Origin of the sequence: Falsiroseomonas oryziterrae (assembly GCF_021864505.1) — a bacterium.
Taxonomy (GTDB): domain Bacteria; phylum Pseudomonadota; class Alphaproteobacteria; order Acetobacterales; family Acetobacteraceae; genus Falsiroseomonas; species Falsiroseomonas oryziterrae.
Map to the genome: position 1 here is coordinate 1 of NZ_JAKJIB010000113.1, position 11,002 is coordinate 11,002.

Genomic DNA, 11,002 nt, shown 5'->3' on the forward strand with positions numbered 1-11,002 from the left:
TGGGCCTGCTCCAGCGCCTGGCGTGCCGCGGCGATCTGCGGCTGCAGCGCCTCGAGCGCCTGCTGCGCCTGGGTGGCCTGCCCGGCCACGTCCCGTGCCCGCGCCTCGGCCTGGGCGAGCGCCTGCTGCGCCGCATCGCGCCGGCCCGTCACGACGTTGAGCTCGCCGACGGCGCGCTGCTGCTCGGCGAGGGAGCGCTGCAGCTCCGCGACGCGGGTCTCGGCTGCGCGCAGCTGCAGGCGCATCTCGGACAGCGTGCCACCGCGGTTGAAGGCGAGCCCCCAGCCCAGCACCACCAGCAGCACCAGCACGCCCGCCACCAGCTGGATCTGCCGTGGCCACGTCATCGGATTCATGCGATCGCCCCCCGATCCCGGCCGCACCCCGCGCGGCCCGGCCAGACGCTTACAGCGCCCGGTTCGCGCGCGCCACCACGGCTTCGAACAGCACTTGGCAGCCGGCCTCCGCCTCCTCCGGCAGGATGCTCTCCGCCTCGTTGTGGCTGAGCCCGTCCTTGCAGGGGGTGAAGATCATCGCGGCCGGCACGCGGCGCGCGACATAGACCGCGTCGTGTCCGGCGCCCGAGACGATGCGGCGCGAGGCGTGGCCGAGCCGGTCCGCGGCCTGCTGCACCAGCGCGACGCAGTCGGCGTCGAAGGGCTGGGCGGCGAAGCGGAACAGCTCCGTCAGCTCCAGCCGGCAGCCCGTATCGGCGATCGCGGCCTTGGCCTCGGCCGGGAAGGTCTCCGCGAGGTGCGTGATCTGCGCCGTGTCGGGGTGGCGGAACTCGACGCTGAACAGCACCTCGCCCGGCACGACGTTGCGGCTGTTCGGCAAGACCTTGAGGAAGCCGACCGTGCCGCGGCCGTCATCGCCGCGCTCGCGCATGCGCCGGTCCACCAGCTCGATCACGCGTGCCGCCGCGACCAGCGCGTCGCGGCGCGCATAGGGCGGGGTGGTGCCGGCGTGGCTGTCCTGGCCGGTGATGCGCGCATCCCACCAGACCTGCGCCTGCGCGCCCGTGACCACGCCGATCGTCTTGCCCTCCTTCTCCAGGATCGGGCCCTGCTCGATGTGCAGCTCGAAATAGGCGTCGGCGGGGAAGGGCTCGGCCTTGTGCGGGCCCTTGTAGCCGATGGCGGTCAGCGCCTGTTCCACCGTCACGCCGTCCACGTCGGTCAGCCCATAGACCTTCGGCAGTGGATAGACGCCGGCCCAGGCGCCGCTCCCCATCAGCGAATGGCCGAAGCGGCTGCCTTCCTCGTCGGTCCAGTTGACCAGCTCCAGCGGCGCCTCGGTCGCGATGCCGAGGTCGTTCAGCGTTCGCATCACCTCGAGCCCTGCGATGACGCCGAGCGCGCCGTCGAATTTCCCGCCCGAGGGCTGGCTGTCGAGGTGGCTTCCGAACAGCACCGGCTTGCGGCTCGGGTCACGGCCTTCCCGGCGCGCGAACATGTTGCCGATCGCGTCCACACGCACCGTCAGGCCGAGCGCTTCGCACCACTGACGAAAACGGTCGCGTCCCGCCTTGTCCACCTCGGTGAGCGTCAGTCGCTTCACGCCCCCCTTCGGCGTCGCCCCGATCTCCGCCATGGCCATCAGGCTGTCCCAGAGGCGCTTGCCGTCGATGCGTTGGTTCGTGCCGCTCATGTCCCACATCCATATCTGAGGCGCTGACCTGCGGCGCGCCATGCGCGCCGAGGCCGCGAATGCGGCCCGCGGCCAGTGCCGCGAAGCCAAGGCCGGCGGAGGCCGGCCGCCCGGCGTATGAGGGGCTTCCGCGCCGTTGCGCGGAAGCAGTCAATCACCTGCCGATCTTCTGGAACTCGACGTTCGGCTTCAGCTCGATCGCGTTCGCCAGCCGGTTCGACATGGAGAAGAAGGCCGCTATGGCGCCGATGTCCCACAGCTCGTCCTGCGTCATCCCGGCATCCAGCACCGCCTGCCGGTCGGCCGCCGAGACCAGGTGCGAGGCGGTCGCCACCTTCGTCGCATACTCCAGGATCGCCCGCTGCCGCGGCGGCAGCGGCGCCTTGCGCCAATTCGCCGTCACCAGCTCGCTGATCGCCGGATCCTTGGCGCGAACTCGGAGAATCGCGCCATGCGCCACCACGCAGTACTGGCAGGAATTGCCGATCGAGACGGCGACCACGATCATCTCGCGCTCGGCCGCGGTCAGCCCCTCGCGCTTGTTCATCAGCGCGTCGTGATAGGCCATGAAGGCGCGGAATTCGTCCGGCCGCCAGGCGAGCGCCAGGAAGACGTTCGGGACGAAGCCCGACTTCTCCGCCACCGCCTCGATGCGGGCGCGCACATCCTCCGGCAGGCTGGCGAGGTCGGGGACGGGAAAGGCGCTGATCGGGTCTGACATGGGGCACTCCTTGCCGGCCGGGCCGGGGGGGACGATCATCCCCGCCCTCACCGGGAGGACAAGACCATGGCCCATGCCCTCGGCGCGAGCGCGCCCGCCATCCTGCGCAACTCGGACCTCGATTCCGAGGCCGTGCGCGCCGCGCGCGTGGATCTCGCCGCCTGCTTCCGCATGGCTGCCCGCCTCGGCATGCATGAGGGCATCTGCAATCACTTCTCGCTGGTGGTGCCCGGCCGCGACGACCTGTTCCTCGTGAACCCCTATGGCTGGGCCTTCTCCGAGGTCACCGCCTCCCGCCTGCTGATCTGCGACTACGAGGGCAACGTGGTGGCCGGCGAGGGCGTGCCGGAGGCGACCGCCTTCTTCATCCATGCCCGCGTCCACAAGAATGTCCCGCGCGCCAAGGCTTGCTTCCACACCCACATGCCGAACGCGACCGCGCTCGCGATGGTGGAAGGCCCGCCGCTGCTCTGGGCCGGGCAATCCTCGCTCAAGTTCTACGGCCGCACGGTGGTGGACGACGACTACAACGGCTTGGCGCTCGACACCGCCGAGGGCGACCGCATCGCGGCGAGCATCGGCGACGCCGACATCGTCTTCATGCGCAACCACGGCGTGATGGTCTGCGGCCGCAACGCCGCCGAGGCCTGGGACGATCTCTACTACCTGGAACGCGCCGCGGAGGCGCAGCGCCTCGCCTGCTCCATGGGCCGCCCGCTCAAGCCCGTGCCGCCCGACATCGCCGCCAAGACCTATGCGCAGATGCAGGAAGGCGACCGCGAGAGCGCGCGCCTCTTCCTCGACAGCGTGAAGCGCATCCTCGCCAAGGAAGAGCCCGATTTCGCGGATTGATCCTCGTTCCCTCCCCCGCTTGCGGGGGAGGGTCAGGGTGGGGGTTCGAGGATGAGGGCGCGTTGACCCACCACCCCCCAACCCGGCCAGCCACCGCAAGTGGTGGCGGGAGCCGTACCGCCGACGCCACCGGCCTTCTCCTTCTCCTCGCCACCGTCGTCGGCTGGGGCTTCAACTGGCCGGCGATGAAGCTGCTGCTGGCCGAGGTCCCGCCCTTCTCGATGCGGGTCGCCTGCGCCGCCATCGGCGTCTCCCTGCTCGTCGCCATCGCCGCACGCCGCGGCGAGGCGCTCGGCGTGCCGCACGGACTCTGGCCGCGGCTGACGCTGGCCTCGCTGCTGAACGTCACCGCCTGGATGGGGCTGGCGAGCTTCTCACTGCTCTGGCTCGCCGCCGGCGAGGCGACGATCGTCTGCTACACCATGCCGATCTGGGCGACGCTCTTCGCGCGTGTGGTGCTCGGCGAACGCATCACGCCGCGCCGCGTGCTGGCGCTGGCGACGGGGCTTGCGGGCCTGCTCGTGCTGGTGCTCGGCCGCGGCGTCGAGGTGGGGCTCGAGAAGCTGCCCGGCGTCGCCGTCGCGCTGTCCGCCGCGATCCTGTTCTCGGCGGGGACCGTGGTGACCAAGCGCTGGCCGCTCGCCATGCCGCCCGCCTCCTCCGCCGCCTGGCAGATGGCGATCGGCTGCGCGCCGCTGCTGGTGGCCGCTGCGCTGTTCGAGAGCCCGGATTTCGGCGCGCTGACGACGCAAGGCTGGTGGCTGCTGGTCTATGGCGGCGTCGGCCCGCTCGGCCTCTGCTACCTCGCCTGGTTTGCCGCGCTGAAGCGCCTGCCGGCCTCGGCCGCCGCGGCGGGGACGCTGCTGACGCCGGTGGTCGGCGTCGTCTCCGCTGCCGTCTTTCTCGGCGAGCCGCTCGGCGCGCGCGAGGTGATCGCGCTGTCGCTGACCATCGGCGGGGTGATGCTGGCGATCCGCGGCTAGGCGCTGTCTTCCTCTCGCATGCCGCCGCGTCTACAGCCCAGGCATGACCGACCGACCGCTGATCCGCCTGAACCCCGGCGCCGACCGCCGCGTGAAGGCGGGCCACCCTTGGGCCTTCTCCAACGAGATCGCCATGACCGCCGCGGCACGCGCCATCCCGCCAGGCAGCGTGGTGCGCCTCGAAGGCGACGACGGCATGAAGCACGGCGCCTGGCACTTCAACCCGCACAGCCTGATCGCCGCGCGCTTCCTCGATCCCGACCCCGCCGCGCCCTGCGACGCCGGCTGGTTCCGCGCGCGCATCGCGGACTGCCTGACCCTGCGCCAGCGCCTCTTCGACGCGCCCTTCTACCGCCTGGTGCATGCCGAGGCGGATGGGCTCCCCGGCCTGATCATCGATCGCTACGGCGACGCGATCGCGCTGCAGGCCAACACCGCCGGCATGGACCGCGCGCTGCCCGACATCCTCGCCGCGCTGCGCGACCTGATCGGCCCGCGCGTCGTCGTCGCGCGCAACGATGCCCCTGTCCGCAAGCTGGAGGGGCTCGAGGAGAGCGTCGCGCTCCTGCACGGCACCGACGGCGTCGCCACGGTCGAGGAAGGCGGACTGTCCTTCCCCGTGGACCTGCTCGGCGGCCAGAAGACCGGCTGGTTCTTCGACCAGCGCCCGAACCGCGCCCTGGTCGCGCGGCTCGCCGCCGGGCGCAGCGTGCTCGACGCCTTCTGCCATCTCGGCGGCTTCGGCCTCTCCGCCGCCGCGGCCGGTGCGCGGGAGGTGACGCTGCTCGACCGGTCGGAGTACGCGCTCGACCTCGCCATGCAGGCCGCCGCGCGCGCAGGTTTCGTCGAGCGCGTCATGCCGCTGAAGGCCGAGGCGCTCGAGCATCTGGAACGCATGGGGGCCTCGGGCCGCCGCTTCGAGGTGGTGGTCGTCGACCCGCCCGCCTTCGCCAAGACGCGCAAGGACATCCCCGCCGCGCTGAAGGGCTACGCCAAGCTCGCACGCCTCGCCGCCGCGGTGACGGCGCCGGGCGGCATCCTCTTCATCGCCTCCTGCAGTCACCATGTCGGCCCGGCCGACTTCGCCGAGGCCGTCGCCTGGGGCGTGCACCGCGCCCGCCGCCGCGCGCGCATCCTGGCGAGCGTCGGCGCCGGTCCCGACCACCCCGTGCATCCCGCGCTGCCCGAGAGCGCCTACCTCAAGGGCCAGCTTCTCGCGCTCGACTGATGCGGCGCCCGCAGCTCTCGCCTGCCCTGCGCGCGGCCTATGCGCGCACCGACTACGAGGCGGGCGGGATCGCGACCCGCATCGGCCGGCGCAGCGCCGATCTGGACGTGCTGCTCCGCCGCCATCGCGTGCGCCACGCCGGCTTCGTCACCGCCTGGAACCCCTTCAGCCGCCCCATGCCGCGTGGCTGGAACGAGCGCATGCTCGGCAAGCTGCGCGAGGCCGCGCGCGGTCGGGTGCTGGGCGAGGGCTGGGGCAGGGGCCGCGGCTGGGCGGAGCGCCACCTGGTCATCGCGGGCGATCCGCGGTGGATCGCGCATCTCGCGCGCCGCTTCCGCCAGCATGCGCTGGTGATGGTGGCGCCAGGCCAACCGGCCCGCATCGTGCTCGGCCTACGGCCGATGGTGACCTCCGCGCCGCCCTGACCTCAGCTGCGTCCGTCGAAATGCCGGTCGATGGCGCGGAACATCAGCACCACGGCGGCCAGCACCATCAGCAGCCCGGCACCTTCCTGCGTCAGCACCACGGCGCTCCCGCGCGCCACGAACAGCCCGGCCAGCCCGATCACGGCTGCCGCCGCCAGCTGGACGAAGACGTTGTTCCACATCGATGCTGCGCCCCGGCTCGTTTCGATTGCGCGCGCATGTAGGCGCGGGCCGGCCGGCCTGGAAGGGCGGGTTCAGAGGAAGCGTTCGCGGATGTCCACCGTGCTCTCGCGCCCGAGCTTGTCGAAGTTGCTCGTCAGCCAGCGATCCGCCGCCTCCTGCCCATAGCGGCGCAGCGTGGAAAGAAAATCCCAGTCGCCGTTCAGCTTCGTCGAGAGCTTGAACTGGCGCATCCGCTCCTCGTCCTCGATCATGTGCAGGAACAGGCGCCGGTAGCGCGGCTGCTCGAGGCGCCCCGCATCCAGCAGCCGCTGCACGAAGTCGATCGCGCGCATCTCGGCCATCAGGCTCGCGTTGAAGCTGATCTCGTTCAGCCGGTTCGAGATGTCGGTCGGGTGCGTCGGCAGCTCCTCGCGCACCGTCGGGTTCAGCTGCACCAGCACGATGTCCGGCGCGCCGCCCTGCTCGTAGAGCGGCCAGAGCGCCGGATTGCCGAGATAGCCGCCGTCCCAGTAGGGCTCGCCGTCGATCTCCACCGCCTTGAAGAATTGCGGCAGGCAGGCGGAGGCCATGACGACGTCCACCGTCACTTCCTCCCGCGCGAAGACGCGCGGCTTGCCGGTGCGGACGGAGGTCGCGGAGATGTAGAGCTTCGGCCCCTTGGCGTGCTTCAGCACCTCCTCGTTGACCGCGCCCTCCAGCACGGCGCGCAGCGGGTTCCAGTCATAGGGCGTGGGGTTGAGCTGGTAGGGGCTCAGCACGCGCGTCAGCGTCTCGAAGGTCTGGTAGGCGAAGGACCAGGTCAGGTCGTGCCCCCAGATCGCCTTTTCGAAGGGCGTGTTCTGCAGCGGCGAGACGGCGAGCCGGGCGGCGGCGTCGCGCCACAGCCGGTCGAGCGCGGCGCGCGCCCCGTCGCGGCCGCCCTCGCAGAGGCCCTGCACGAAGATCGCGGCGTTCACCGCGCCGGCCGAGGTGCCGGAGACCGCCTCGAACTCCAGCCGCTCGTCGTCGAGCAGGCGTTCCAGCACGCCCCAGGTGAAGGCGCCATGCGTGCCGCCGCCCTGCAGCGCGAGGTTGATCCGCCGCGCCGCCACCGGCTTCGCGACGGCGGGCCTCGGCAGCGGCGCGGCGCCGTTGCCCGATGCCAGCGTCTCCGCCGCCTCCCGCTTGAACTCGTCCTCGATCATGGGATCGGAGACAACGGCGCGCGCAGCGCGCCCGCGCCGCGACCGCCCGTGCGGCCAGGGCCGTCATGTCTGAGGCGCGCAAGCCAAGGCCGCGGACGCGTCCGCCGGCGCTTGAGGCACACGATCACTGCGCGATCCACCCGCCGTCCACGCTCAGCGCGCTGCCGTTGATGGAGCCGCTGTTGGGTCCGACCAGGAACATCGCGGCCTCCGCGATCTCCTCCACCTCGACCCATTTCTTGGTCGGCTGGCGCTCCAGCAGGTAATCGGTCAGCGCCTTCTCCTCGCTGACGCCGTGCTTCTCGGCGAGCGGCTTCACCTGCGCCTCGGCCAGCGGCGTGCGCACGAAGCCAGGGCAGATCGCGTTGCAGGTGACCCCGGTGCGCGCGACCTCCAGCGCCACCGACTTGGTCAGCCCCACCACGCCGTGCTTGGCGGCGACATAGGCCGTCTTGAACGGACTCGCGACGAGCCCGTGGGCCGAGGCGACGTTGATGATGCGCCCCCAGCCCTTCGCCTTCATTCCCGGCAGCGCCGCCTTGATGGCGTGGAAGTTGGAGACGAGGTTGATCGCGATGATCCGGTCCCACTGCTCGTCCGGGAAGTCCTCGATCGGCGAGACATGCTGGATGCCGGCATTGTCCACCAGGATGTCGCAGCCGCCGAGCTCGGCGATGCAGCGCTGCACCATCTCGCGGATCTCGGCCGGCTTCGACATGTCGGCCGGCGAATAGGGCGCCTCCGCAACGCCCATCGCGGCACCTACCTCGGCGCGGGCGCGGGCGATGTCGTCGGGCTTGCCGAAGCCGTTCAGCATCACCTTGGCACCTTCGCGCGCGTAGCGGGCCGCGATGGCCAGCCCGATGCCGGAGGTGGAGCCGGTGACCAGGGCCACGCGGCCCGCAAGTGATCCCGCCATGTGATGCGTCCTTCCTCGTTCGTGCGTCCCGTCCTGCGACCGTGCAGGTCAGCCGCGACTTGACCGCGCGGTCACCCGCGACGCGACAGGACGGTTCGGGGCCGGGAAGGTTGCTCAGGGCAGGCGCCAGAGCAAGCCGACAAGCCGCTTCGCCGTGCCCGACAGGAACTTCGGCGCGTAGAAATCCCCGGCCGCGCGCTTCGCCGCCTCGGCCAGCGTGGGATAGGGCAGCACGAGGCCGGCCAGCGCCGAAAGCGGCAGCTTCCGCCCGATCATCAGCCCGAAGATCCCCGCCATCTCCCCCGCATGCGGCCCGAGCACCCCGGCGCCGAGCAGCCGTCCCTTGGGCGAGACGACGAGCTTCACCAGCCCGTCCTCGATTCCCTCCGCCACCGCGCGGTCGGTCTCCGGCAGCGGGAAGCGGTAGGGGCGGGGGTCGAGCCCCTGCTCGCGCGCCTCCGCCTCCGTCATCCCGACCTGGGCCAGCTCCGGCCCGGTGTAGGTCACGCGCGGCAGGGCGGCGTAGTCCACCTTCGCCGGCAGGCGGAACAGCATCCGCCGCGCCAGCACCCCGGCATGCTGGGAGGCGACATGGGTGAAGGCGCGCGGGCCGATGCCCTGCGGATCCGCGATGTCGCCCACCGCCCAGACGCGCCGGTTCGACACCGACCGCAGCCCGGCATCCGTCTTGATCCCCTTCGGCGTCGCCGCGATCCCGCCCGCCACCAGGTCGAGCCCCGCGAGCCGCGGCGCCCGCCCGACCGCGAGCAGCAGGTGGCTGCCGGGGATGCGCGTCCCGTCCTCCAGCACCGCGACGAGCCCCGTGCGGCCCGGAGCGGCGCGGTCCGGCTCGACGCGGGCAAGGGTCGCGCCCTCGCGCAGCTCCACGCCCTCGCGCAGCAGCACCCGGCGCAGGCCCTCGGCGAGCTCCGGGTCGTCGCGCCCGGCGATCCGCCCCGCCTCGATCACCGTCACCCGGCAGCCGAGCCGCCGATGCGCCTGCGCCATCTCGAGACCGATCGGACCGCCGCCCAGGATCAGCAGGTGCTCCGGCTTCTCCTCCAGCTCGAAGATCGTCTCATTGGTCAGCCAGGGCACCGGCCCGAGACCGGGGATGTCGGGGACCACCGCCGCGCTGCCGGCGGCGATCACGCAGCGGCGGAAGGTGATGCGCCGGCCCGCGGCCTCCACCTCGTCGGGGGCGGTGAAATGGGCCGAGGCGCGGATCACCTCCACCCCCATCCCGCGGAACCGCGCCTCGGAATCGGTCGGCGCGATATGCGCGATCGCGCCGCGGACATGCGCGCGCACCGCGGCCCAGTCCACCTCCGGCTCCCCGACGCGGATGCCGAGCCGCCCGGCCTCGCGCACCGCCTGGGCGGCATGGGCGGTCGCCAGCAGCGCCTTGGACGGGACGCAGCCCCAGTTCAGGCAGTCGCCGCCCATCTCCGCCCGCTCGATCAGGGCCACCTTCAGGCCGAGCGCGGCGGAGACCGCCGCCGTCGAGAGGCCGGCCGCGCCGGCCCCGATCACCACCAGGTCGAAATCGGGCATCTGAGGTCCTTGCCGGTCGGTCGGGGCGTCCTCGGTTGACGCCAGGCCTGCCCCCTTCCTATACGTCCGCTCCTTCGCCGGGGCACGCCTGGGGGTCACCCCTGCTGGCCGCCGGCGGTTCCGTTTGCTTGATGTGCCGGGATGCCGGCCGGCCGGGCCAAGGCGCCGGGCGGGCGGACGGTCCGGGACGCCGCAGGAGTCGTGTCGTGAAGCGTACCTACCAGCCGTCCAAGCTCGTGCGGAAGCGCCGCCACGGCTTCCGGACCCGCTCCGAGACCGTCGGCGGCCGCAAGGTGCTGGCCAACCGCCGGTCCAAGGGGCGGAAGCGCCTGTCGGCCTGACCTTCGTCCGGGCGAGGCGCGTGCCATGCCGGCGCGACCGCCGCGCCTGACGCAGCGTCGCGACTTCCAGAGGGTCGCGGGGAAGGGGGTGCGCGCCGCGCGCCCGGGCCTCGTCCTCCAGGCGCTGCCAGCGCCCGGCCAGCCCCTGCGCGTCGGATTCACCGCGACGAAGAAGATCGGCAACGCCGTGATCCGCAACCGCACCAAGCGCCGCCTGCGCGAGGCCGTGCGGCTGACGCTCGGCGGCGGCGAGGCGACGGGGTTCGACCTCGTCGTGATCGGCCGCGAGGCAACCGCGGGGCGGCCCTGGCAGACGCTGCTCGGCGACCTGCGCGGCGCGCTGAAGCAGGCGGGCGTCACCGACGCCATGCGGGCGGCGCAGCCGCCCGAGGCCGCGAACGCGGCCCGCGCGCCGACCGACACACCCGACGGAGCCGTCAGTGCCCAGCGCGGAAGCGAAGCCGGCGGAGCCGTCACGCCGGAGGCGTGCCTACGGCGCGACGCCCGGCGTTTGAGGGCACTCACATGACTCCCGCGCAGCACGCGCTGCGCGGCGCGATCCACGCCTATCGCTACACCATCCGCCCGATCATCGGCTGCAACTGCCGCTTCTATCCGCATTGCAGCGACTACGGGCTCGAGGCGGTGGCCACCCACGGCGCGCTCAGGGGCGCCTGGCTCACCGGCCGCCGCATCCTCCGCTGCAACCCCTGGCATCCGGGCGGCTACGACCCGGTGCCGCCCGCCGGGCTCCCGGCCGGGACGAAAGGTTCCACCGCCCCGTGATGGACCAGAAGCGCCTTTTCGTCGCGATCGCGATCTCGATCGCCATCCTGCTGATCTTCGACCTGTGGAACCGGCCCGCGCGCGAAGCCGAGCAGCGCCGGCTGGAGCAGCAGCGCGCCGCCCAGCAGGTCCAGCAGGCCGCGCCCGCCGTGCCGGTGCCGGCCGCGCCGGGCGGG

Annotated in this window: 13 protein-coding genes and 1 pseudogene; 7 read left to right on the top strand and 7 right to left on the bottom strand. The window is 72.5% G+C overall.

What is annotated here, in order from left to right:
- The 3 genes from L2I40_RS11205 to L2I40_RS11215 form a co-directional block, all read right to left on the bottom strand.
- A partial coding sequence (locus L2I40_RS11205; RefSeq protein WP_372491050.1) for a hypothetical protein occupies positions 1-347 on the bottom strand: 347 nt, incomplete at its 3' end.
- 58 nt (positions 348-405) lie between these two features.
- On the bottom strand, positions 406-1,650 hold the full coding sequence (locus L2I40_RS11210) for a Zn-dependent hydrolase (RefSeq protein ID WP_237215042.1): 1,245 nt from the start codon (positions 1,648-1,650) through the stop codon (positions 406-408).
- Between the two features lie 154 nt (positions 1,651-1,804).
- The gene (locus L2I40_RS11215) at positions 1,805-2,371 is read right to left on the bottom strand and encodes a peroxidase-related enzyme (RefSeq protein WP_237215043.1); all 567 of its coding nucleotides are present in this window, start codon (positions 2,369-2,371) and stop codon (positions 1,805-1,807) included.
- Positions 2,372-2,437: 66 nt separating this feature from the next.
- On the opposite strand from L2I40_RS11215, the gene L2I40_RS11220 reads away from it, so the two are divergent.
- The 4 genes from L2I40_RS11220 (at position 2,438) to L2I40_RS11235 (ending at position 5,859) form a co-directional block, all read left to right on the top strand.
- Positions 2,438-3,223 carry an aldolase gene (locus tag L2I40_RS11220; protein WP_237215044.1) on the top strand — a complete coding sequence of 262 codons (786 nt, stop codon included), beginning with the start codon at positions 2,438-2,440 and terminating at the stop codon, positions 3,221-3,223.
- Between the two features lie 62 nt (positions 3,224-3,285).
- On the top strand, positions 3,286-4,206 hold the full coding sequence (locus L2I40_RS11225) for a DMT family transporter (protein WP_237215045.1): 921 nt from the start codon (positions 3,286-3,288) through the stop codon (positions 4,204-4,206).
- A gap of 43 nt (positions 4,207-4,249) precedes the next feature.
- Positions 4,250-5,434 (top strand): class I SAM-dependent rRNA methyltransferase, encoded by a 1,185-nt coding sequence (locus tag L2I40_RS11230; RefSeq protein ID WP_237215046.1) that lies wholly within the window; start codon positions 4,250-4,252, stop codon positions 5,432-5,434.
- The gene (locus L2I40_RS11235) at positions 5,434-5,859 is read left to right on the top strand and encodes a DUF3293 domain-containing protein (RefSeq protein WP_237215047.1); all 426 of its coding nucleotides are present in this window, start codon (positions 5,434-5,436) and stop codon (positions 5,857-5,859) included. The genes L2I40_RS11230 and L2I40_RS11235 overlap by 1 nt, the downstream gene beginning before the upstream one ends.
- Positions 5,860-5,861: 2 nt before the next feature.
- Here L2I40_RS11235 and L2I40_RS11240 read toward each other — a convergent pair whose 3' ends face one another.
- The 4 genes from L2I40_RS11240 to L2I40_RS11255 form a co-directional block, all read right to left on the bottom strand.
- Positions 5,862-6,041 carry a hypothetical protein gene (locus tag L2I40_RS11240; protein WP_237215048.1) on the bottom strand — a complete coding sequence of 60 codons (180 nt, stop codon included), beginning with the start codon at positions 6,039-6,041 and terminating at the stop codon, positions 5,862-5,864.
- Positions 6,042-6,113: 72 nt separating this feature from the next.
- Positions 6,114-7,226, bottom strand: coding sequence for a patatin-like phospholipase family protein (locus L2I40_RS11245; protein ID WP_237215049.1), 1,113 nt, complete (start codon positions 7,224-7,226; stop codon positions 6,114-6,116).
- Positions 7,227-7,350: 124 nt separating this feature from the next.
- Positions 7,351-8,145 carry a 3-hydroxybutyrate dehydrogenase gene (locus L2I40_RS11250; RefSeq protein WP_237215050.1) on the bottom strand — a complete coding sequence of 265 codons (795 nt, stop codon included), beginning with the start codon at positions 8,143-8,145 and terminating at the stop codon, positions 7,351-7,353.
- A gap of 114 nt (positions 8,146-8,259) precedes the next feature.
- The gene (locus tag L2I40_RS11255) at positions 8,260-9,699 is read right to left on the bottom strand and encodes a dihydrolipoyl dehydrogenase family protein (RefSeq protein WP_237215051.1); all 1,440 of its coding nucleotides are present in this window, start codon (positions 9,697-9,699) and stop codon (positions 8,260-8,262) included.
- 206 nt (positions 9,700-9,905) lie between these two features.
- On the opposite strand from L2I40_RS11255, the gene rpmH reads away from it, so the two are divergent.
- The 3 genes and pseudogenes from rpmH (at position 9,906) to yidD (ending at position 10,826) form a co-directional block, all read left to right on the top strand.
- The gene (gene rpmH, locus L2I40_RS11260; protein ID WP_237215052.1) at positions 9,906-10,040 is read left to right on the top strand and encodes a 50S ribosomal protein L34; all 135 of its coding nucleotides are present in this window, start codon (positions 9,906-9,908) and stop codon (positions 10,038-10,040) included.
- Positions 10,041-10,065: 25 nt separating this feature from the next.
- Positions 10,066-10,407: pseudogene (gene rnpA / locus L2I40_RS11265) on the top strand (ribonuclease P protein component); the annotation flags it as partial.
- A gap of 158 nt (positions 10,408-10,565) precedes the next feature.
- Positions 10,566-10,826 carry a membrane protein insertion efficiency factor YidD gene (gene yidD, locus L2I40_RS11270; protein ID WP_237215053.1) on the top strand — a complete coding sequence of 87 codons (261 nt, stop codon included), beginning with the start codon at positions 10,566-10,568 and terminating at the stop codon, positions 10,824-10,826.
- The last annotated feature ends 176 nt before the right edge of the window (positions 10,827-11,002 follow it).

Excerpts from the sequence above, each read along its gene's own strand:
- L2I40_RS11210 (WP_237215042.1), bottom strand. The coding sequence starts at position 1,650 with ATGAGCGGCACGAACCAACGCATCGACGGCAAGCGCCTCTGGGACAGC.
- L2I40_RS11215 (WP_237215043.1), bottom strand. The coding sequence starts at position 2,371 with ATGTCAGACCCGATCAGCGCCTTTCCCGTCCCCGACCTCGCCAGCCTG.
- L2I40_RS11220 (WP_237215044.1), top strand. The coding sequence starts at position 2,438 with ATGGCCCATGCCCTCGGCGCGAGCGCGCCCGCCATCCTGCGCAACTCG.
- L2I40_RS11230 (WP_237215046.1), top strand. The coding sequence starts at position 4,250 with ATGACCGACCGACCGCTGATCCGCCTGAACCCCGGCGCCGACCGCCGC.
- L2I40_RS11235 (WP_237215047.1), top strand. The coding sequence starts at position 5,434 with ATGCGGCGCCCGCAGCTCTCGCCTGCCCTGCGCGCGGCCTATGCGCGC.
- L2I40_RS11240 (WP_237215048.1), bottom strand. The coding sequence starts at position 6,041 with ATGTGGAACAACGTCTTCGTCCAGCTGGCGGCGGCAGCCGTGATCGGG.
- L2I40_RS11245 (WP_237215049.1), bottom strand. The coding sequence starts at position 7,226 with ATGATCGAGGACGAGTTCAAGCGGGAGGCGGCGGAGACGCTGGCATCG.
- L2I40_RS11250 (WP_237215050.1), bottom strand. The coding sequence starts at position 8,145 with ATGGCGGGATCACTTGCGGGCCGCGTGGCCCTGGTCACCGGCTCCACC.
- L2I40_RS11255 (WP_237215051.1), bottom strand. The coding sequence starts at position 9,699 with ATGCCCGATTTCGACCTGGTGGTGATCGGGGCCGGCGCGGCCGGCCTC.
- yidD (WP_237215053.1), top strand. The coding sequence starts at position 10,566 with ATGACTCCCGCGCAGCACGCGCTGCGCGGCGCGATCCACGCCTATCGC.